The sequence below is a fragment of the Rhizobium sp. L1K21 genome (assembly GCF_024055895.1).
Classification (GTDB): Bacteria; Pseudomonadota; Alphaproteobacteria; order Rhizobiales; family Rhizobiaceae; genus Ensifer_A.
The window spans coordinates 2,370,262-2,390,335 of record NZ_JAMXLE010000001.1; the positions used below are offsets into that span (position 1 = coordinate 2,370,262).

A 20,074-nucleotide genomic window follows, 5' to 3' on the forward strand; every position below is an offset into this window, starting at 1 on the left:
GTGTCCTCTATTCTTTCTTCTGTCCACGCCACCACACAATGGCGCTGATGACAACAAGTGCTGCGGCCAGGCCGTACCATGTTATCGCATATTGCAGGTGATTGTTCGGAAAGTCGATCTGTGTCACGCCACCCACAGGAAGTCCACCGGGATTGGGCGTGGCATCGGCATCCAGGAAAAACTGCAGAACCTTCTGCGAGGGCAGCCCGGCATTGGCCGCCATGGCGCTCAAATCTTTCCAATAAAAAATGTTCTTGGCCGGATCGTTATCCGGGACCATCATGGAGGGCTTTTCGGCCAGACGGGTGCGCGCAAGCCCGGTGACGGTGACCTCCCCTTCAACCTCCCCCTCAAGGCGCGTGTCGCGATCCTTCTGATCATATGGCACGAAGCCACGATTGACGAAGAGATATTGCCCGTCGACCAGCGCCAGCGGCGTATAGACATAAAAGCCCGAGCGTCCCTCATAGGTCGCGAAAAAAAACTGTTCGGCATCATGCTGGAAGACCCCGGTTGCCTGCATGGGCCGATATTCAATGGGCGTTCCGGCTGCCAGATCGCCAATGATCTCGCCGATCTTGACCGGCTGCTCCTTGATGCGGGCGTTGACATCGGCGATCAGGGCCTCCTTCCAGGCGAGCCGGCGCACCTGCCACGTGCCAAGCGACAGCAATGCCGCCAGAACCGCGAGCAGCACGATGGCCGTCACAGCCTTTTTGACAGCACTCGTGCTTCGGCTTGCCGGCATGGCGTCAATCACGATCAAGCTTTCCCTGTTTGGCCTTGTTGGCGAATTGCAGCGTGATGAGAACGCCTTTCAACATCCGCGTTAAGGCAACACCGCCGATGACAGCCACCGGGAGCCAGATGAGCGCTTGCAGCCAGAATGGCGGTTGGAAATTCACCTCCATCCAAAAGGCAAGACCAATCACCAGGAAACCCATGATGAGCAAGACGAACACGACCGGCCCGTCGCCTGAATCCTCGAAACCATAGTCCAGGCCGCAATTGGCGCAGGATGGCTTCACAGTCAGCAGACCGTTAAAGAGCTTGCCTTGCCCGCAGCGGGGGCATCTGCCTTTGATGCCGGCAGAAATGGGTTCGATCGGCGGATAGAGCGCCGTGTCCTTGTTTGTCTCTTGATTGTCACTCATAGCATCACCTCTTGTTGAGGTTCCCTCGCGTGAAGACGGGGATTGTCTTCACCCCAAGGAACCGAATTCCAAACTCTTTAGAGCGCCATTCGACCTGATTGAATCAGGTCGGCACTCTAACGGTTTCTTTGTAAAGCATAATTTGATCGATCCTCGTTTCACTCCGGTCGAATTATGCTCTAGCGCACACGCAGTCGTAAAGCTCCGGCGGGCCTTCATGCAAGAGATGTCGGCCCGGTCATCTTGCCCAGTGCGCTTTACTGCACGACATCACGCCATTCCGGATGGCGCTGTGCCTGGGCCTTGAAAAACGGGCAAAGCGGAATGATCTTCCAGCCGCCTCGGCGAGCCTCTTCCACCGCGTGGAGCGCCAGCGCCTGACCGACACCCTTGCCGCGCAGCGCGTCAGGCACCCCGGTGTGATCGATGATGATCAGCTTTGCGGAAGTGCGCGAATAGGTCATTTCCGCTTCATGCCCGTCAACCACGGCAATATAACGACCGCCGCTTTCGGATTTTTCTTCGCTGATATCCATGCGTTCCATTCCAAAAGAAAAAGGCGGCCGCGTGTGCGACCGCCATTGAAGCCCTTCATCTGGCCTCAGTGCGCAAGCGGCGCGCCCCAACCACCCCAGATGTAGATGGAGAAGAAGAGGAACAGCCAGACAACGTCAACGAAGTGCCAGTACCAGGCGGCAGCTTCGAAACCGAAATGCTGCTTCGGTGTGAAGTCACCGGCCATGGCGCGGAAGAGGTTGACCGCCAGGAAGATCGTGCCGACCAGAACGTGGAAACCATGGAAGCCGGTCGCCATGAAGAAGGTTGCGCCGTAGATCGAATCCTTGAAGGCAAAGGGTGCGTGGGCATATTCGTAAGCCTGTACGAAAGAGAACAGGATGCCCAGGAGAACCGTCAGCGTCAGGCCGTAGATCAGGCCCTTGCGGTCATTGTGCAGCAACGCATGGTGTGCCCAGGTGACCGTGGTGCCGGAGAGCAGCAGGATAACGGTGTTGTAGAGCGGCAGGTGCCAGGGGTCGAGAACCTCGATACCCTGCGGCGGCCACTGACCACCGGTATAGGCGGCGCGGGCTGCCTGAATGGCTTCACCGGGGAAAAGGCTGGCATCGAAGAAAGCCCAGAACCAGGCGGCAAAGAACATCACTTCCGAGGCGATGAACATGATCATGCCGTAGCGCAGGTGCAGCGACACGACGCGGGTGTGATGGCCCTCATGGGCTTCCTTGATCGTGTCGGCCCACCAGCAGATGCAGGTGAAGATCACAACCGCGAGACCGACGAAGAACAGCCAAGGATTGGCAAGGTCCGCGCCGAAAAGCTCAAACGAGCCACCCGACAGGTAGCGCATATAGGCAACGCCGCCCATGGCCATGACGAATGCACCGATGGAGGCAAGCAGCGGCCATGGGCTCGGATCGATGATGTGATAGTCGTGGTTTTTTGTATGCGCTTCGGCCATATCAGTATCCCCGAATGTTAAGTCCCGTCCGCTTCCGCCCCAAAACGGAAGCCTCCGTAAAGTTAAAGTTTCTGACCTGCTGCCTGCTTGTCGTCAACCGCAGCGACGCCTTGCGTCTTTTCATGCGGATAAACGGTGTAGGACAGCGTGAGTGTATTGATGCTCTTGGTTTCCGGCTCGTTGACGATGTCGGGATCGACAAAGAACAAAACGGCCATTTCCTTTTCTTCACCCGGCTGCAGCGTTTGCTCGGTGAAGCAGAAGCATTGAATCTTGTTGAAATAGGCACCAGCGGCCTGCGGCGTCACGTTGAACGTGGCCTGGCCTGTTGTCTCTTTGTTGAAGAGGTTCTTGGCGCGGAAATAGACCTGCTTGGTCTCGCCGATGCGCAGTTCCACTTCGCGCTGGTCCGGGCGAAAGTCCCAGGGCAGACCGTCGGCGACATTGCCGTCAAAACGAACCTTGATCGTGCGGTCGAGAATGACGTCCGACGCCTGCTCCACCTGGCGCGTCGTTCCACCATAACCGGTTACCTGGCAGAAAATCTTGTAGAGCGGCACGGCGGCATAGGCCATGCCTGTCATGCCGAACACGAAGGCGAGGCACATGGCGACGATTGCGCCATTGTTGCGCTCTTTTTTCGGTTGAGGTGCAGGTGTCTGATCACTCACGATAACCTCCTCAAGGCGCGATGGCTGCATATTTGGCGACGGTGATCACATAAAAGATCACGACCAGACCAGCAAGGACAAGCCCCAGCGCAATGTTGCGGCCACGGCGCGACTTCTTCTGTGCTTCCGTCAGCTCCACCTTATCCATCAGGCATGACCTCCAGCGATAAACATCGCGACCAGATGGTCGGCCATCAAAGCGGAGAAGATCAGGAAGAGATATAGGATCGAATAGCCGAACATTTTCTTGGCGGCAATCATGCGCGTGTCGTCTTCCGCCATCCGGTAGGTGGCAATGGAATACCAGACGAGCGCAGCGCCAAGACAGAGCGCAACCGCACCATAGTAGGCGCTGGCCAGACCGGTAAACACTGGGGCAATGCCAACCGCAGCGGTCAAGACTGCATAGAGAACGATCTGTGTTTTGGTGGTCGGAACGCCCGCGACATTGGGCAGCATCGGCACACCGGCGTCGCCATAGTCCTTCATCTTGAACAGCGCCAGCGCCCAGAAATGGGCCGGCGTCCAGAGGAAGATGATGGCAAACAGCAAGATGCTGTCAATGGAAACGCCACCGGTCACACAGGCCCAGCCGATCATGGGCGGGAAAGCGCCGGCCGCGCCGCCGATAACGATGTTCTGCGGTGTGGAGCGCTTCAGCCACATTGTGTAGACGACAGCGTAGAAGAAAATGGTGAAGGCCAGGAGACCGGCAGCAAGCCAGTTTACAGCAAGACCCAAAATGGTGACCGCAAAAGCCGAAAGCACCAGCCCGAAGCCGAGAGCTTCGCCCGGAATCACCTTGCCGGCGGGAATGGGACGGGTGGCTGTGCGCTCCATCACGGCGTCGATATCGGCGTCGTACCACATGTTGAGCGCGCCAGAGGCACCGGCACCGACGGCGATGCAGAGAATGGCAATGACTGCGATCAGCGGGTTGATATGGCCCGGTGCCAGGAACAGGCCGGAAAATGCCGTGAAAACGACAAGCGACATGACACGCGGCTTCAACAGCGCGAAATAATCGCCAGCACTGGCTTCCGAGATACGGAGCGCTGACTGCGATGCGATGGCTTCGTGGTTTTCGACCGTGGACATATTCTAACTCGTCTTGAAATTTCGATGGAGGCCGCCCCGAACCGGGCGGCACTCCTTTTTGTTCCAGCGCTTACTTGATGCGCGGCAGCTGTTCCCACTGGTGGGTCGGCGGCGGAGAGGACAGGGTCCACTCCAGCGTATCGGCACCAACGCCCCAGGGATTGTCACCGGCAACGCGCTTCTTCATGAATGCTTCGATCACGCAGACGAAGAAGATCAGCACACCGACAGCCGAGATGTAGGAGCCGATGGAGGAAACATAGTTCCAGCCGGCAAATGCATCCGGATAGTCGATGTAGCGGCGCGGCATACCGGCAAGGCCGAGGAAGTGCTGCGGGAAGAAGATCAGGTTCACACCGATGAACATGACGACGAAGTGCAGATTGCCCAGCGCCTGCGAGTACATGTAGCCGGTCATCTTCGGGAACCAGTAGTACCAGGCAGCGAAGATGGCGAACACGGCACCCAGCGACAGCACGTAGTGGAAGTGCGCAACCACGTAGTAGGTGTCGTGCAGGGCGCGGTCGAGGCCGGCATTGGCGAGCTGAACGCCCGTCACGCCGCCAACGGTGAACAGGAAGATGAAGCCGATCGCCCAGATCATCGGCGTGCTGAAGGTGATCGAGCCACCCCACATCGTCGCAATCCAGGAGAAGATCTTCACACCGGTCGGAACCGCAATCACCATGGTGGCGAAGAGGAAGTAGCGCTGTGCGTCAAGCGACAGGCCGACCGTGTACATGTGGTGCGCCCACACGATGAAGCCGACGGCACCGATGGCAGCCATGGCATAGGCCATGCCGAGGTAACCGAAGACCGGCTTCTTGGAGAAGGTGGACACGATGTGGCTGATGATGCCGAAGCCCGGCAGGATCAGAATGTACACTTCCGGGTGACCGAAGAACCAGAACAGGTGCTGGAACAGGATCGGGTCGCCGCCAGCTTCAGGCTTGAAGAAAGCCGTGCCGAAGTTGCGGTCGGTCAGAAGCATGGTGATGCCACCTGCCAGAACCGGCAACGAAAGGAGCAGCAGGAATGCAGTGATCAGAACGGCCCAGGCAAAGAGCGGCATCTTGTGGATGGTCATGCCGGGGGCGCGCATGTTCAGGATCGTGGTGATGAAGTTGATCGCACCGAGGATCGAGGATGCACCGGCAATGTGCAGCGCCAGGATCGCCATGTCCACAGCCGGACCACCGGAGGCGGTCGTTGAAAGCGGCGGATACATGGTCCAGCCGCCGCCAACACCGTGACCGCCAGGCGCGCCCTGAACGAAGAGCGACAGCATGAGGAGCAGGAATGCCGGAATGATCAGCCAGAACGAAATGTTGTTCATGCGCGGGAAGGCCATATCCGGCGCACCGATCATGATCGGGATCATCCAGTTGGCAAAGCCGCCGATCAGCGCCGGCATCACCATGAAGAAGATCATGATCAGCGCGTGCGCTGTGGTGAACACGTTGTACATTTCCTTGCCGGCATCAATGGCAGCGTCGCCTTCAACGCCGTAGACCATCGAGGCCAGACCGTGGAAAATCTGAATACCCGGCTCCATGAGCTCCCAGCGCATGAAGACGGACAGCGTACCGCCGACAACGCCGGCGATGATCGCGAAGATCAGGTAAAGGGTGCCGATGTCCTTGTGGTTTGTGGAAAGGAACCAGCGTGTGAAGAAGCTCATTTGGTGATGACCGTGGTCAGCGCCATGAGCATCAGTAGCGGAATGTCCAGCCATTGTCCGAAGCCCCCTGAATTAGTTGCTGTTGGCAGCGACTTTGACATCGCTGGATTCATTATCGACAGACGCCATCAAGGCCTTGTTGGCGGCGCCGACATCATTGGCAGCTTCCTGAAGCCAGGCATTGTACTGGTCTTCGGAAACAACACGGATGGCGATCGGCATGAAGCCGTGATCCTTGCCGCAAAGCTCCGAACACTGGCCATAATAAAGACCTTCGGCTTCAGGCTTGAACCAGGTTTCGTTCATGCGGCCAGGGATCGCGTCGATCTTCACACCGAATGCCGGCATGGCGAAGGCATGAATAACGTCAGCGCCGGTTACGAGCAGACGGACAGTCTTGCCGACGGGAACCACCAATTCATTGTCGACAGCCAGCAGGCGCGGATAGGCAGCCTTGTCTTCCTTGCCGGCATCTGCACGGCCTTCTTCCTTCAGGAGATAGGAATCGAAGCTGACTTCGGTGTCGCCCTGATATTCATAAGACCAGTACCACTGGTTGCCGGTTGCCTTGATCGTCATATCGACGTCCTGAGGAATGATCAGTTCCTCATTCAAAAGCTTGAAAGACGGAATCGCCAGGAAGAAGAGAACGACAACCGGACCGAGCGTCCAGATGATCTCGATGGCTGTGTTGTGGCTGGTCTTCGACGGTGTCGGATTGGCTCCGGCCCGGAAACGCACGACAACGACAATCAAAAGAAGAAGCACAAGGATGGTAATCGGAATGATGAACCACAATGTATATTCTTCAAACCAGCGAATACCTTCCATGACGGTGGTCGCTGCGGGCTGCAGATCTGTTTGCCATTCCACCGGCTGCGCTGCGAAGGCTCCGGTTCCGGCCAGCAGACAGGCCAGAGCGGCCAAAACTGCAAAAGCTTTGTTTTTCACGAACGTATCTCCCCAAATGTTTGATCAGGATCAAACAAGAAAAGCAGAATCCTGCTAAGTTCAGCGTTTCAAACCACAGTTTGGATGCATCCGCAACTGTTCGGCTTCACGAAATATGCGGCATTTTTGCGCAATGACAGTTTTTGCCGCGAGATCAACAAAAATTTGTCCGTGAAATCTCGCGCCCAACCGTCCATCCATCCAAAATACCCCGGCGACAACGCCAGTAAAAGCCCTTAAAAGGGTTTTGTCCCATTTCTGCCTTGAAACCTTGGAAAACAGCGAAAAGGCAGTGGGAGGGGTTTTCATTTTCATGAGCGCACCCCAAAAATGAAGCGAATGATTCGGAATTTTGAGGTCGTCAATGAAGATCCGCACCCTTGTTCATGCGTTGAAACTTCTCGGTATTTCAGCAGCGCTTGCTGCGGGATTGGGCGGTGCGGCGAAGGCACAAACTCCAGGAACCGTTAAATCGAACCATGGCGCATGGTCGATTATCTGCGATACGCCGGCCGGCGCGAACAGTGAACAATGTGCGCTGATGCAGAACGTGATTGCCGAAGACCGTCCGGAGGTCGGCCTTTCCGTCGCCATTTTGAAGACGGCGGATCGCAAGGCACGCATCCTGCGTGTGCTCGCCCCCCTTGGCGTTCTGCTGCCGAACGGGCTTGGTCTCAATGTGGACGGCAAGGATATCGGTCGCGCCTACTTTGTGCGCTGCTTCTCGGACGGCTGTTATGCGGAAGTGGTGCTGGAAGACGAACTTTTGAAAACGCTGCGTGCGGGCAGCACGGCGACATTCATCGTGTTCCAATCGCCTGAAGAGGGTATTGGCATCCCGGTCGATCTGACCGGTCTTGCCGAAGGTTACGACGCGCTGCCTTAGGGCGCGTTCCCGCCCTCCCCTTAGATGCATGCTCACCCTTGACGGCCAACCGGCGGCCCGCGAATTGGCGCGGGCTCTTGATTTTGCCGAATGGCAGTCGCATTTCTGGGTGATCGAACCGGTGATCCGCAAGGGCGGATCTATGATGAATTACGCAAGTCGCAAAAGGATATCCCGATGGACAACGACCTCCTGAAACTGTTCGATTGTGATGAGGCGCGCGTTCAGGCGATCGTTTCCGATGCGTTGAAGGATGCCGATGACGGCGAGCTCTATATTGAACACGCGCAGGCCGAGGCACTGACCTTTGATGATGGCCGCCTGAAGCAGGGCACGTTCAACACGGATCAGGGTTTCGGGCTGCGCTCGGTTGCCGGTGAAGCGGTTGGTTATGCCCATGCGGGCGACCTTTCAGAAGCGGCGCTGAAGCGGGCTGCCGATGCTGTGCGCGGCGTCACCGCAGGCTACAGCGGCAATTACGCAGCAGCACCGCAGCGCACCAACAAGGTGCTCTATCCCGACATCAATCCGATTGGGGAACCAAGCTTCGAGGCCAAGGCCAAGCTTTTGCAGGAAATCGATGCCTATCTGCGCAACAAGGACCCGCGGGTGCGCCAGGTCACAGCCTCCATCACCGCCAGCTGGCAGGTCGTGGAGATCATTCGCCGCGATGGACACCGCGTGCGCGACATCCGCCCGATGACCCGCCTCAACGTTTCGGTGGTGGCTGGCGAAGGCGACCGGCAGGAATCCGGTTCTTATGGTTCCGGCGGGCGGCGCGGTTTTGGCGAACTCGTTACGCGGCATCATTGGGAACATGCCTGCGACGAGGCGCTTCGTCAGGCGCTCGTCAATCTTGAGGCCGTGGATGCGCCCGCCGGCACCATGGATGTGGTGCTGAGCTCCGGCTGGCCGGGCGTGATGCTGCATGAGGCCGTCGGCCACGGGCTGGAAGGCGACTTCAACCGGAAGAAGACATCCGCCTTTGCCGGTCTGATGGGCCAGATGGTGGCCGCTCCGGGTGTAACGGTTGTCGACGACGGTACGATTGATGAGCGGCGCGGTTCGCTTACGGTCGACGATGAAGGTACACCCTCGGGCTATAATACACTCATCGAAGACGGCAAGCTCGTTGGCTATATGCAGGATCGGCAGAATGCGCGCCTGATGGGCATGAAGCCGACCGGAAACGGACGCAGGCAGTCATACGCACACCGCCCCATGCCGCGCATGACAAATACGTACATGCTGGGTGGCGACAAGACACCGGAAGAAATCATCCGCTCGGTGAAGAAGGGCATTTATGCCGTTTCCTTCGGCGGAGGACAGGTCGATATCACCTCGGGCAAGTTTGTGTTCGGCTGCACAGAAGCCTATCTCATCGAAGACGGCAAGGTGGGCGCGCCGGTGAAGGGCGCCATGCTGATCGGCAACGGGCCGGAATCCATGAAACGCATTTCCATGGTCGGGAACGACATGAAACTCGATCCCGGCATCGGCATGTGTGGCAAGGCGGGTCAGGGCGTGCCTGTCGGCGTTGGCCAGCCGCATCTGAGAATGGATCAGGTAACTGTCGGCGGCACGCAGGCTTAATAGCCGTCAGCGCCGCGATGAGGTGGCGACCACATCCAACTCGCTGTTGATGAGCATGGCGAGAGCGTCTTCGAAACTGACGGGGCGGCCGAGATAATAGCCTTGCGCCGCATCGCAGTCGTTTTCCTTGAGGAAATCGAGCTGTTCGCGGGTTTCCACGCCTTCGGCAAGAACTTTCATCTCCAGCTTCTGGCCCATGGCGATGATGGCGGATGCAATGGAGGCGGCAGCCGGGTTGCCGGGAATATCCTGAATGATCGAGCGGTCGATCTTCAGCCTGTCCAGCGGCATGGCTGCGAGCGCCGAAAGGTTCGAATAGCCCGTTCCGAAATCGTCCAGCGCCGTGCGCACGCCCATGCCATGCAGTTCGGCCATCGTGGCTGCTGCGCTTTTGGTGTCGGCTAGCGCGGTCTCGGTCAGTTCCAGCTCCAGACAGGCGGCCGGAAGACCGCTTTTGGAAAGCGCCTGGCGCACCTGCTCCAGGATAATGCCATCGGTAAACTGCAAGGCGGAGACATTGACGGCAACCGAAACCCATTTCCCGGTCTTGTCTGACCAGCTCTTTGCCCTTTTGCAGGCGCGGTTGAGCACGCTGCCCCCCAACGGCACGATCAAGCCCGCCTCCTCGGCCAGGTCGATGAAATAGGCGGGGCTCAAGCGACCAAGCTGCGGGTGCTGCCAGCGCGCAAGGGCTTCAAAACCGTCGATCCCTCCTTTGACGAGATCAAATTGCGGCTGAAAATCCAGATCGATCTCGCCGTGGGTAATCGCCTTTTCGAGCGCGGCAATGCGCATTTCGCGGCTGCGGTGTTCGTTGTCGATGGACACATTATACAGTTTGACCTGACCGCTGCCCCGCTTCTTGGCGTAATACATGGCTGAATCGGCATTCGTGAGCAGCGTATCGGCCAGATTCCCATGGTCAGGGAAAATGGCGACACCCGCGGTGCCGGACACCGAAAGCCGCAAACCGTGAACATCCAGCGGTTGGCTCAGCCGATGCATGAAGGTTTCGACCTCCGTCTTGAGTTGGGCAATCTCGCCTTCAACGGTACGCAGAAGCGCAAATTCGTCGCCACCGACCCGCGCCATCACGTAGTCGTCTACGCCGATCTCACGCATTCGCGCACCAACCAGCTTCAGATAGTCATCGCCGACCTTGTGGCCGTAGCGGTCATTGACGAGCTTGAAGCCATCCAAGTCGATAAAGATCGTGGCAAACCGGCTTTCATCCTGCCGGGCTCGTTTGATCCAGGCCTGCTGCTGCCGGCTGAAATTTCCACGATTGTTCAGACCTGTAAGCGGATCGGTCTCCGCAGCGATCCTGACAGCCTGGACCGCGCTGTGGCTTTCAATCGCAATCGAGGCAAGCCAGGTGCCGACATCGAAGAGCTGCGCTTCGAAGTTGGTGGGCTTGCGCGCACTCTTGGAATAGAGCGCGAAACTGCCCGCCACCGACCCATCGGAACGCATGATGGGCGAAGACCAGCAGGAGCGATAGCCGAATGGTCGCACGGCATCTCTGAACGGTGCCCATTTCGGGTCGGAATAGATGTCTTCGACGATTACCGTCTGCTTGCGAAAGCAGGCTGTTCCGCAGGAGCCGATATTGTCACCGATTTCAACCCCCAGAAACTGCTTGGTATAAGCTTCGGGCAAAAAGGCCGAAACGGAATCGGTAAAATGCTTGCCGTCGCGGTCCAGAAGCATGATGGAGCTGTAGACGCCATTGGCCTGCTCATCATTCAACTTCGATATGCGCTGAAAAATAGCCTGCAAAGGCTGGTTGGTTGCCACCATTTCCAGAATTTCAGTCTGCGCGCGCAGCATCATTTCCGTCTGTTTCTGGGTGGTGATGTGACCAAGGAAGCGACTTTGCTTATCCTTGATATCAAATTCCTCCGGCAGCGCGTCGAGCGAACGCTGCATGCGATCGGCTTTTTGACTGGCGGTCGTGTAAGCCTGATAGAGGCGGTGGACATCGCTGCGGGCCTCTTCACTGACACCGCCCAAAATCCGTTCCAGCCACTCGGGCGAAAAATCAGTCGCCACACGCCCTCCGAAAGGTTCGATCAGACCGCCCGAATCAAACGGGCCGTTTTGCAATTATAAGGATAGACCAGTAACCTTCCAATACTTTTAGTAAAGCCCGTGAGGATCGTGACAAAACCTTTATTACTTGTTCAATACAGCTGATGGAAAAGAAGGTTTCGCCGCATGGCAGACCTTTGCTTTATCGCATGCGGCCAGCGCCACGAGAGATCACGGGCGCGCGGATCAATTGGACGTTTAAATATTCTTTGGAGGCGGAATTTTTCAATCTTTGCGCGAAAAGATCAGGCACGCGCAAAATCGTCCTAACGACGCCGAAAGGCGGGCCAACGCTTTGAGGCCAGTCATCCGAATCGGCGCTCAATCGCCCGCAGTACAAAGACAACATGTATGATTGTGGGCGTTTGATGCGGTACTGGACATATCAAACCACCTGCAGAGCGAGATGACGCGACGGAGAAAGCAAAATATGAACTGTGGCGGAAGCGGGTTTTCTCCCGTGTATTCATAATCTTAATCCACAGATATCAGCCCGGAAACAAGACCGTCCGGAAATCATGGATCAAGCTGGCGATCTTACATTACTCCAAAATGACAAATGCTAATCTGGACACCTCTTTAGGCTAATTGAAAATTGGCCGCTTGATATTATCATATCACAAGTTCGTTACCACGGGTTGTATTTATGGCGCGCATCCATTGCGATTTCCGGATTTTGGTGATTGGATTTGTCTCCGGCTTACGAGGGACAGTTCAGTCGTTTTAGAATTGAGCCTTTGGTCGCGCGCAACAGAATTCGGAGTCGATGATCGCCAAAGATAAGTTATTGCAAACGGGCGAAAACAGCACCGGCGTCGCAGACGAAATGTTCATTTTTCATTGGAGCGCCGATGCAGAACTGGACGTTGCTTACTGCGGCAATGTTGCCAGGGCATTATTGTGCGCGGAATACAAATCCTTCGGCGAAGGGTTGACTGCTGCAAGCTTCAGCAAGGCGCTGTTGAGCGAATTGACCGACGCGCTCACCAGCAATGCCTATGGCGAAGGCCGGCATCAGTTGAAATTGTCCTGTTTGAAAGGCGTAGAACTGGATATTCACATGGCCGACGACGGATCGGGCGGCACTTTCTGGCACGGATATGCCTTTGAAGAAGGCGCTGAATACCCCAATCGCACGCCCAACGGCACCACCAGAAATCTCTTGCTGCAGTGGCTCAAACTCACCGAAAGCTCTTGGAGCGCGGTCTATTATAAGGATCTCCTCGGTCGATTCCTGTACACAAATCCCAAGTTCGACGAGTTCTGTCGGTTGAAGCCTGGTGAGGCAATCGGCAAGACAGCGCAGGAGCTTTTCGGTATCGAGCCGACCCGCAATGCGGTTCTTGAAGATATCAAGGCAATGGAAACAGGCAAGCGTATCCACTCCACCGAGGCATCGCACAAGCCGGGCACCAATGAATTCGTCATGGTTGAAGTCATTCGCCAGCCCGTGCGCGACGAGAGCGGCCACGTTTGCGGGCTCTTGTGTTTCATTCGCAGCCTCAGCAACAGCGACAAACACCAGCGCGAAATGGCCGATGAACTTGGTCGGCTCCGCAAAATTCTCGATACGCTGGACACCAAGATTGTCTACCACACCGTGTCCGGCGATACCGTTTACATGAACGAGACGACACGCAATCTGTTTGGCACCAGTCCTGAGCAGCTCAGCCGTATCAATATCTTCAAGAGCAGCTTCTTCGATCGGGATGGCGGCGCTTTTCGCCGGCATTTCCAAAAGGCTATCGACACGCGACGCCCGCATAAGGTTGAGCTCGAGATGATTGTCGAGGCCGGCATGAAATCGCTGGAAACCATCGATTTCATTCCTGACCTTGCCCCCGACGGAACCGTCTTGGGCGTGCTGATCGTTGGCAACACGGTCGCTGCAGGGCGACGGGACCCTGCCGATGACGACATGAAGCATGACGGGCTTGATGAACTGATCCATCAGATGAAAACCGTCCTCGACGCAACGCAAGAGGCGGTCTGGATCAGGGATGCGGATGGATATTTTGTAGCGGTCAACAATTCCTTCCAGGCGATGACCGGGCTTTTTGCCTATGACGTCATCTCCAAACGCACACTCGATGGCATGGCCACGCTTCCACCCGAAATATCCACACCACCAAGGATCGCTGATCTGGCGGCAGGAAAGTTTGTCAGCCTTCACGAGGTCGCGTGGTATTCGGCCAGCGGCGAAACCCGCTATCTGGACATTTCCGTCTTTCCCATCAGCGGCAAAGGCGGCACTGTCGAAGGGTCGGTGGGCATTGCCCGGGACATCACGCGTCAGAAGAACATGACGCTCGAATTGCAAAGGGCGCGCAGTCAACTTTCTGAGCTGACCCACAACGATCCCCTTACGGGTCTGCCCAATGAACGCCACGCCCGCGAACGTTTGGAAACGCTCTTGCAATCTCTTCGCCGCGGCTCTGCTGGTGCTGCCATTCTGCTGATCAATCTGCATCGTTTTGGCGAGGTCAACGATTCCATCGGGCTTGCTGCCGGCGACAGCCTGCTGATCCGCCTCGCCGAGCGCATCAAGAATGCCAACGGCAGTGCCTATACGGCCTGCATCAAAGGTGACGAGTTTCTGGTGCAGACGACAATGTCTGCTCCCGATCAGATAGAGGCCTTTGCAGCACATTTGCTGGACCTGATCGGTAAACCCCAGTTCATTGATGGGCGCTACATCACCCTGAGTGCCAAAATCGGTGTCGTCATCCTGCCAGGCAATGTGAAGGATTCCGATGAAGCGCTTTCACAGGCCGGGCTGGCGCTGAGTGAAGCCAAGAAAAGCAGCACGGCCAGCTATCGCCTCTTCGAGCCCGAGATGCTGCAACGCAGCCGCGATCGCTTCTCGCTGGAAGCTGACATTCGCACGGCCCTCGAAAACGGCCAGTTCGAAACCCATTTCCAACCCAAATTCGACTTGGCAAGCAACACGATAACCGGCGCTGAGGCACTCATGCGCTGGCGCCATCCGCGGCGCGGAAACATTCCGCCTGCCATGTTCATCCCACTGGCAGAGGAAACAGGGCTCATCCTTACTCTCGGCGAAAAGACATTGACCGATTCCTGTATCTTCGCGCGTGAATGGAATGAAAAGCGCGCCAAACCGGTCAAGATCGCGGTCAACCTTTCACCGGTCCAGCTGATGGCCGACAATTTTCTTTCGCTTGTTCAACAGACATTGAGAAGCACGCAATGCCGCCCGGAATGGCTGGAGCTTGAAATCACCGAAAGCCTCATGATTTCCGATCAGATGAAGGCGGCGACACTTCTCAAGGCGCTCACCGAACTTGGCCTCAACGTCGCCATTGATGATTTTGGTACCGGCTATTCGGCCATGTCCTATCTGATCAGCTATCCGATCAGCACACTGAAGATCGACCGTTCATTTGTGCGCGATGTGATTTCCGATCAAAAAAAGGCCGTTCTTGTGAAAGCCATTATCGACATGGCGCATGGCCTGAACATGAATACCGTTGCCGAAGGCATTGAAACGGCGGCTGAAGCCGAATGGATACGTGATGCCGGCTGTCGCGAGGGGCAAGGCTTTCTGTGGTGCCGGGCCATGCCGAAGCAGGCTCTTGTTGAATGGAGCGACGCGTTTTCGGAAAACAACAGAAAAGATGGCTGATACTCGCCCGTAAATTGCAGCCGCATTTATCGGTAATTAACACCCCCTGAACTAAAGTGACCCGGTTATTTTAGGGGTTTTTCGACTTCATGAACAGCAAGGGCTTGAAATACCTGGCCAAAGACAGCGCGAAATGGCTTGCTATTTCGGCTGGGCTGGAATTCGCCAATATGCTGCGCATGCTCCCTTACGGGCAGAAAAGCCGCCATCGCGGCGTCATCTTCACACTGCATCATGTGCGCGAAGGCAGGGTCTGCGGATTTTCACCCAACGCGCATCTTTCCGTTACGCCTGACTTCCTGGATACTGCCATCAAGACCGTGCTTGACGAGGGCTATGAAATCATCCCGCTGCATGCGATCAAAGCGCGGCTTCAAGAGCCTGACGGCAAATCGTTCGCTGTCTTTACCCTCGATGACGGCTACCGCAACAATGCCAGCGATGCGCTGCCTGTTTTCACGCGTTATCAGGCACCCTTCACCGTATTTGCCGCACGCGGCCTGACCCGCAGAACCAACACGATCTGGTGGGAAACGGTGGCAGCCCTTTTGAACACGCAGGATGCGTTTGAATACGATTTCGGGTCTGGCCCCGAGACGCTGCACTGCCGAAGCCTTTCAGAAAAGACGGCAGTCAGCGAGCGCCTTGCCCGCCACATTATCGGCCGGCATGAAAACTCCGCTATCGCAGCCCTGAATATCGCCGCCGAAAAATGCGGCATCGATCCATTGGGGATCGTCGACACATTGGTGATGGATGAAGCGGAGTTGAGCGATTTTGCCCGCCAGCCACTCGTTTCCATCGGTGCGCATACATGCTCGCACCGCGCGCTTGCCTTTCTGGATGACACGACGGCGGCGACGGAAATGCGCGAATCTGCCGATTACGTCGAGGCCGTCACGGGTATCCGGCCCTGCACGCTGGCCTATCCTTATGGCTTCCGCACAGCCGTGAGTGGCCGCGATGAACGACTGGCCGGCGAATGCGGCTTCAAACTCGCGGTCACGACGCAACCCGGCACCCTGGGCACAAATGCGCTTTCGCGCCCTTACGCCCTGCCGCGCATTTCACTCAACGGGCTTTATCAGAAGGCGCGCTATGTGCGTGCGCTTGCCGGCGGTCTGCCATTCGGCATGACCGGCTGAAGGCTGCACCAGGGATCAGGCCATCAGGGGTAGAGGCGCGCCTTTTCCCATGCTTCTCCATCTTCCGTGCGGACAAACCGGATGCGGTCGTGGAGTCGAAACTTGCCATCCTGCCAGAATTCGATCGAAACGGGCTTGAGCCGAAAGCCCGACCAGTGCGGCGGGCGCGGGATGCTGCCGACGTGAAACTTTGCGGTGTATTCGGCAACCGCCTTTTCCAGCGCGAAACGGCTTTCGAGCGGTCGCGACTGTTTGGACGCCCAGGCACCAATTCGGCTGCCGCGCGGACGCGATGCAAAGTATTCGTCGGCCTCCTCACTCGAAACGACCTCGATTTCGCCGCGCACGCGCACCTGGCGGCGTCTGGATTTCCAGTGAAAGCACATGGCTGCCTTCATCTGGCCCAGAATTTCGTGTCCCTTGGCGCTCTCGAAATTGGTGTAGAAGACAAAGCCGCGCTCGTCGAAGCCCTTGAGCAGAACCATGCGAACATTGGGCATGCCGGTTTCATCGACGGTTGCCAGCGCCAGGGCATTGGGGTCGTTGATTTCCGTTTCCGTGGCTTCCTTCAACCATTCGGCAAAAACGGTGAATGGCTCATTTTGCGCCTGAAAGTCACTTGTTATTAACCCATTATCTGTCATGTTATCGGCCTGTTTGTTGATGAGTACATGTGCTGGGACGGCTAAGTGAAAGACATAGCAAAGCAAGCCGGTGATACAAGGGAAAGACGGCATCTGCCGCTTTTAAATCTTGTTACCATTGCAATGTGCCTGCCTTTTCTCAGCGGATGCATCGGCAACGGGTTTGGGCTTGAATCTGCCGCACCCGACCCTTCAATCACCACCGGCACCAGCGGCTCCGAGCAAAAGACGGTCTCCGACGAAATCACCGTGCGCAATGCAGTCACCTCCGCCGATATCGGCAAATTGGAGGGTAACGCTGTGCCTTGGGCAAATTCCTTTACCGGCAGCGCGGGAACGGTCGATCAGCTGTCCGAACTCTCCAAGGACGGCGTGGTCTGCCGCGACTTCATCACCACGAGCCACAGCTATTCCGGTGTCTCCAAATATGCCGGACGCACGTGCCTGGGGGCAGATGGCGAATGGCACATGGTGCGGTTCGAGAAGCAGGGCTGAGCCCCAGAACTTATCCATTTCACGATCCTCGCACACGCAAGCTTCGTTCCGTGTTGAGCGCCTAAGGTCACTGGCGTATCAATGCGACTATGAAGCTGGAAGCCTGAATGCGCGACCCATATGCGGTTCTCGGGGTAAGACGCTCCGCCGGCCCTGACGAGATCAAGGCGGCATGGCGCTCACTTGCAAAATCCCTGCATCCGGATCGAAATCAGAACGATCCGGAGGCCAATACGCGCTTTGCCGAAATCGGTCAGGCCTATCAGCTGTTGAAAGACCCGGAACGGCGCTATCGTTACGACATGGAGCGGCGCGCTGCCGAGGAGCGGCGCAAACGCAGCGCAAGTGAAAAGCCGCAGCAGAACCAAAGGGCAAACCGACCCGGCGGGGCTTCAGAACGTGCCGCACCCGATGCGGCTTCTGCAGCCGCCGGCGCATTCGGCAACCTGTTTCGCAAATTCACCGCCCCTCCCCCGACCGAAAAAGCACCCGATATGGCGGTCGATGCATGGGTGACCATTGAGGCGATCTTCAAGGGCGAGAGCCCGCAAGTGACACTGCCTGATGGGCGCAGCCTGAGAGTGCCATTGCCGGAGACGGTGCGGGATGGCGCGTTGGTGCGAGTACCGGCCCAGGGCCATAAAATAGCGGGCATGCAACGCGGCGATGTCGTTGCCACCATTCGAATCAGGCCACACAAACTGTTTCGCTTTTCCGGCAGCGATCTCCACGTCGATCTGGCGGTCGATATTGAAAACGCGGTTCTCGGCTGCGAAACCATTGTGGATACGCCGGATGGTCCGATGCGAATCACGGTGCCGGAATGGACCGGCTCGAACCGCACCCTGCCTGTGCGCGGCAAGGGCCTGCCGAAGGCAAACGGCGAGCGCGGCGAGCTCTATGCCGAGGTGCGCGTGATGCTGTGGGATCACCCCGACGACAAGGTCAAAGACCTCATGCGGTCCATGCGCGAAGGGCTTTTTCTTTAACACCGCGGCCTGGGTTCACGAAAACGAACCAAGTGTTACGAAGCATGATGGATGAAGATGTGACGCGCGCTTGAACCGCATTGCGCACTGTGCCATAGGCATCTCAATTGAACGATCCAGGGGGCAGTCAATGGTTCAGACGAGTGGTCTGATGAGCGGCAAACGCGGCGTTATTATGGGCGTTGCAAACAACAGGTCGATTGCCTGGGGTATCGCCAAAGCATGTGCCGATGCCGGCGCCGAACTTGCCTTCACATGGCAGGGTGATGCGCTGAAAAAGCGCGTTGAGCCGCTGGCCGGCGAACTGGGTGCCTTCATGGCCGGCGACTGCGATGTCACCAGGATGGAAAGCATCGACGCCGTCTTCAACACGATTGAAGCCAAATGGGGCAAGATCGATTTTGTCGTGCATGCCATTGCCTATTCCGACAAGGAAGAGCTGACCGGACGCTATGTTGACACGAGCCGGGAAAACTTCCTGCGCTCCATGGATATCTCCGTTTACTCCTTCACCGCGGTTGCGCAGCGCGCTGAAAAGATCATGAACGAGGGCGGCTCCATGATCACGCTCACCTATTACGGTGCTGAAAAGGTCATGCCGCATTATAATGTGATGGGCGTTGCAAAGGCGGCCCTTGAGGCCTCCGTGCGCTATATGGCCGTTGATCTTGGCAATCGCGGCATCCGCGTGAACGCAATTTCCGCTGGTCCGATCAAGACGCTGGCGGCCTCCGGTATCGGCGACTTCCGCTACATCTTGAAGTGGAACGAGTATAACGCGCCGCTGAAGCGCAATGTGTCGATTGGCGAAGTGGGCAATTCAGCCCTTTATCTGCTCTCAGATCTTTCGACCGGTGTTACCGGCGAGGTTCACCATGTCGATTCCGGCTTCCACACCGTTGGCATGAAGGCGGTGGACGCGCCCGACATTTCCGTCGTCAAGGATTGAGAATGCTGGCAGCCGGCCCGCATTATTTCATCCGCCATGGACAGACGGACTGGAATGCCGAGGGGCGCTTCCAGGGACAGCGCGATATTCCGCTGAACGATATTGGCCGTGCGCAGGCGCGCGCCAACGGTGTCGCATTGCGGCTTGCCCTTGGTGATGATCTGGAAAGCTTCGACTTTGTTGCAAGTCCGCTGGTGCGAACCCGCGAAACCATGATGCTGGTGCGCGAAGCCGCGGGCCTTATGCCTGCCGATCAGTTTTCCATGGAAAAAGCCATTCTCGAACTCAGCTTCGGCGAATGGGAAGGCCAGACGGAAGCGGAATTGCGGGTGGGTTATCCTCAGCAGATGAGAGAGCGCAAGGCGGACAAATGGCACTACATGCCGCCCGGCGAGGATGCCGAAAGCTATGAAACGCTGTCTTGGCGGATTGCCGCCTGGCTGGAGCGGCTACAGAGGCCCACAGTCTGCGTGACCCATGGCGGCGTTATTCGTGCACTGTTCAAGCTCAGCGGCACGCTTGAGCCGCAAAAGGCAGCACGCGAGAACGTGCCGCAGGATCGCATCTTGAAATTTACGCGTGAAAAAGCCGAGTGGCTTTAGAG

Annotated in this window: 20 protein-coding genes; 8 read left to right on the forward strand and 12 right to left on the reverse strand. The window is 57.1% G+C overall.

Going from position 1 to position 20,074, the window contains the following annotated elements; all coding sequences use genetic code 11:
* Positions 1 to 7 precede the first annotated feature (7 nt).
* From NHF56_RS11475 to NHF56_RS11520, 10 genes are all read right to left on the reverse strand, one after another.
* Positions 8 to 748 carry an SURF1 family protein gene (locus NHF56_RS11475; RefSeq protein WP_252804984.1) on the reverse strand — a complete coding sequence of 247 codons (741 nt, stop codon included), beginning with the start codon at positions 746 to 748 and terminating at the stop codon, positions 8 to 10.
* A gap of 4 nt (positions 749 to 752) precedes the next feature.
* Positions 753 to 1,154 carry a DUF983 domain-containing protein gene (locus NHF56_RS11480; protein ID WP_252804412.1) on the reverse strand — a complete coding sequence of 134 codons (402 nt, stop codon included), beginning with the start codon at positions 1,152 to 1,154 and terminating at the stop codon, positions 753 to 755.
* Positions 1,155 to 1,411: 257 nt separating this feature from the next.
* Positions 1,412 to 1,690, reverse strand: coding sequence for a GNAT family N-acetyltransferase (locus NHF56_RS11485; RefSeq protein WP_252804414.1), 279 nt, complete (start codon positions 1,688 to 1,690; stop codon positions 1,412 to 1,414).
* Between the two features lie 65 nt (positions 1,691 to 1,755).
* Entirely contained in the window at positions 1,756 to 2,631 is an 876-nt protein-coding gene (locus NHF56_RS11490) for a cytochrome c oxidase subunit 3 (RefSeq protein WP_252804416.1), read from the reverse strand.
* A 62-nt stretch (positions 2,632 to 2,693) separates the two neighbouring features.
* Positions 2,694 to 3,239 carry a cytochrome c oxidase assembly protein gene (locus NHF56_RS11495; RefSeq protein ID WP_252804986.1) on the reverse strand — a complete coding sequence of 182 codons (546 nt, stop codon included), beginning with the start codon at positions 3,237 to 3,239 and terminating at the stop codon, positions 2,694 to 2,696.
* Between the two features lie 73 nt (positions 3,240 to 3,312).
* Positions 3,313 to 3,450 carry a hypothetical protein gene (locus tag NHF56_RS11500; RefSeq protein ID WP_252804418.1) on the reverse strand — a complete coding sequence of 46 codons (138 nt, stop codon included), beginning with the start codon at positions 3,448 to 3,450 and terminating at the stop codon, positions 3,313 to 3,315.
* Positions 3,450 to 4,400 (reverse strand): heme o synthase, encoded by a 951-nt coding sequence (locus NHF56_RS11505; RefSeq protein WP_252804420.1) that lies wholly within the window; start codon positions 4,398 to 4,400, stop codon positions 3,450 to 3,452. The genes NHF56_RS11500 and NHF56_RS11505 overlap by 1 nt, the downstream gene beginning before the upstream one ends.
* Before the next feature lie 70 nt (positions 4,401 to 4,470).
* Positions 4,471 to 6,135 carry a cytochrome c oxidase subunit I gene (gene ctaD / locus NHF56_RS11510; RefSeq protein WP_252804422.1) on the reverse strand — a complete coding sequence of 555 codons (1,665 nt, stop codon included), beginning with the start codon at positions 6,133 to 6,135 and terminating at the stop codon, positions 4,471 to 4,473.
* An 18-nt stretch (positions 6,136 to 6,153) separates the two neighbouring features.
* Positions 6,154 to 7,032 (reverse strand): cytochrome c oxidase subunit II, encoded by an 879-nt coding sequence (gene coxB / locus NHF56_RS11515; RefSeq protein WP_252804424.1) that lies wholly within the window; start codon positions 7,030 to 7,032, stop codon positions 6,154 to 6,156.
* Between the two features lie 60 nt (positions 7,033 to 7,092).
* Positions 7,093 to 7,347: a hypothetical protein gene (locus tag NHF56_RS11520; protein ID WP_252804426.1), complete on the reverse strand. Its 255-nt coding sequence runs from the start codon at positions 7,345 to 7,347 to the stop codon at positions 7,093 to 7,095.
* Between the two features lie 49 nt (positions 7,348 to 7,396).
* Here NHF56_RS11520 and NHF56_RS11525 point away from each other — a divergent pair, with 49 nt between their 5' ends.
* A complete protein-coding gene (locus NHF56_RS11525; protein WP_252804430.1) occupies positions 7,397 to 7,918 on the forward strand; it encodes an invasion associated locus B family protein in 522 nt (173 codons plus the stop codon).
* A gap of 177 nt (positions 7,919 to 8,095) precedes the next feature.
* Complete coding sequence (gene tldD, locus NHF56_RS11530; protein WP_252804988.1) at positions 8,096 to 9,511, forward strand: metalloprotease TldD; 1,416 nt, start codon at positions 8,096 to 8,098, stop codon at positions 9,509 to 9,511.
* Positions 9,512 to 9,517: 6 nt separating this feature from the next.
* Here tldD and NHF56_RS11535 read toward each other — a convergent pair whose 3' ends face one another.
* Entirely contained in the window at positions 9,518 to 11,563 is a 2,046-nt protein-coding gene (locus NHF56_RS11535) for an EAL domain-containing protein (protein ID WP_252804432.1), read from the reverse strand.
* Positions 11,564 to 12,428: 865 nt separating this feature from the next.
* Between NHF56_RS11535 and NHF56_RS11540 the strand changes: the two genes are divergently transcribed.
* Entirely contained in the window at positions 12,429 to 15,248 is a 2,820-nt protein-coding gene (locus NHF56_RS11540) for a bifunctional diguanylate cyclase/phosphodiesterase (protein ID WP_252804434.1), read from the forward strand.
* Positions 15,249 to 15,337: 89 nt separating this feature from the next.
* Positions 15,338 to 16,393: a polysaccharide deacetylase family protein gene (locus tag NHF56_RS11545; protein WP_252804436.1), complete on the forward strand. Its 1,056-nt coding sequence runs from the start codon at positions 15,338 to 15,340 to the stop codon at positions 16,391 to 16,393.
* Positions 16,394 to 16,416: 23 nt separating this feature from the next.
* Here the strand turns inward: NHF56_RS11545 and pdxH are convergent, their stop codons facing one another.
* On the reverse strand, positions 16,417 to 17,037 hold the full coding sequence (gene pdxH, locus NHF56_RS11550) for a pyridoxamine 5'-phosphate oxidase (protein WP_252804438.1): 621 nt from the start codon (positions 17,035 to 17,037) through the stop codon (positions 16,417 to 16,419).
* Positions 17,038 to 17,082: 45 nt separating this feature from the next.
* On the opposite strand from pdxH, the gene NHF56_RS11555 reads away from it, so the two are divergent.
* The 4 genes from NHF56_RS11555 to NHF56_RS11570 all read left to right on the forward strand — a co-directional run bounded on the left by NHF56_RS11555 (position 17,083) and on the right by NHF56_RS11570 (position 20,072).
* Positions 17,083 to 17,532: an RT0821/Lpp0805 family surface protein gene (locus tag NHF56_RS11555; RefSeq protein WP_252804440.1), complete on the forward strand. Its 450-nt coding sequence runs from the start codon at positions 17,083 to 17,085 to the stop codon at positions 17,530 to 17,532.
* A gap of 107 nt (positions 17,533 to 17,639) precedes the next feature.
* Positions 17,640 to 18,521: a DnaJ C-terminal domain-containing protein gene (locus NHF56_RS11560; RefSeq protein ID WP_252804441.1), complete on the forward strand. Its 882-nt coding sequence runs from the start codon at positions 17,640 to 17,642 to the stop codon at positions 18,519 to 18,521.
* A gap of 130 nt (positions 18,522 to 18,651) precedes the next feature.
* The gene (fabI, locus tag NHF56_RS11565) at positions 18,652 to 19,470 is read left to right on the forward strand and encodes an enoyl-ACP reductase FabI (protein WP_252804443.1); all 819 of its coding nucleotides are present in this window, start codon (positions 18,652 to 18,654) and stop codon (positions 19,468 to 19,470) included.
* A gap of 2 nt (positions 19,471 to 19,472) precedes the next feature.
* On the forward strand, positions 19,473 to 20,072 hold the full coding sequence (locus tag NHF56_RS11570; protein WP_252804445.1) for a histidine phosphatase family protein: 600 nt from the start codon (positions 19,473 to 19,475) through the stop codon (positions 20,070 to 20,072).
* Positions 20,073 to 20,074: the final 2 nt, after the last annotated feature.

Excerpts from the sequence above, each read along its gene's own strand:
- NHF56_RS11540 (WP_252804434.1), top strand. The coding sequence starts at position 12,429 with ATGTTCATTTTTCATTGGAGCGCCGATGCAGAACTGGACGTTGCTTAC.
- ctaD (WP_252804422.1), bottom strand. The coding sequence starts at position 6,135 with ATGGCTGGACATTCCGCTACTGATGCTCATGGCGCTGACCACGGTCAT.
- NHF56_RS11545 (WP_252804436.1), top strand. The coding sequence starts at position 15,338 with ATGAACAGCAAGGGCTTGAAATACCTGGCCAAAGACAGCGCGAAATGG.
- NHF56_RS11560 (WP_252804441.1), top strand. The coding sequence starts at position 17,640 with ATGCGCGACCCATATGCGGTTCTCGGGGTAAGACGCTCCGCCGGCCCT.
- NHF56_RS11525 (WP_252804430.1), top strand. The coding sequence starts at position 7,397 with ATGAAGATCCGCACCCTTGTTCATGCGTTGAAACTTCTCGGTATTTCA.
- NHF56_RS11505 (WP_252804420.1), bottom strand. The coding sequence starts at position 4,400 with ATGTCCACGGTCGAAAACCACGAAGCCATCGCATCGCAGTCAGCGCTC.
- NHF56_RS11500 (WP_252804418.1), bottom strand. The coding sequence starts at position 3,450 with ATGGATAAGGTGGAGCTGACGGAAGCACAGAAGAAGTCGCGCCGTGGC.
- pdxH (WP_252804438.1), bottom strand. The coding sequence starts at position 17,037 with ATGACAGATAATGGGTTAATAACAAGTGACTTTCAGGCGCAAAATGAG.
- NHF56_RS11520 (WP_252804426.1), bottom strand. The coding sequence starts at position 7,347 with ATGAAAATGAAAACCCCTCCCACTGCCTTTTCGCTGTTTTCCAAGGTT.
- NHF56_RS11495 (WP_252804986.1), bottom strand. The coding sequence starts at position 3,239 with ATGTGCCTCGCCTTCGTGTTCGGCATGACAGGCATGGCCTATGCCGCC.
- tldD (WP_252804988.1), top strand. The coding sequence starts at position 8,096 with ATGGACAACGACCTCCTGAAACTGTTCGATTGTGATGAGGCGCGCGTT.
- NHF56_RS11570 (WP_252804445.1), top strand. The coding sequence starts at position 19,473 with ATGCTGGCAGCCGGCCCGCATTATTTCATCCGCCATGGACAGACGGAC.
- NHF56_RS11480 (WP_252804412.1), bottom strand. The coding sequence starts at position 1,154 with ATGAGTGACAATCAAGAGACAAACAAGGACACGGCGCTCTATCCGCCG.
- fabI (WP_252804443.1), top strand. The coding sequence starts at position 18,652 with ATGGTTCAGACGAGTGGTCTGATGAGCGGCAAACGCGGCGTTATTATG.
- NHF56_RS11475 (WP_252804984.1), bottom strand. The coding sequence starts at position 748 with ATGCCGGCAAGCCGAAGCACGAGTGCTGTCAAAAAGGCTGTGACGGCC.
- NHF56_RS11490 (WP_252804416.1), bottom strand. The coding sequence starts at position 2,631 with ATGGCCGAAGCGCATACAAAAAACCACGACTATCACATCATCGATCCG.
- NHF56_RS11485 (WP_252804414.1), bottom strand. The coding sequence starts at position 1,690 with ATGGATATCAGCGAAGAAAAATCCGAAAGCGGCGGTCGTTATATTGCC.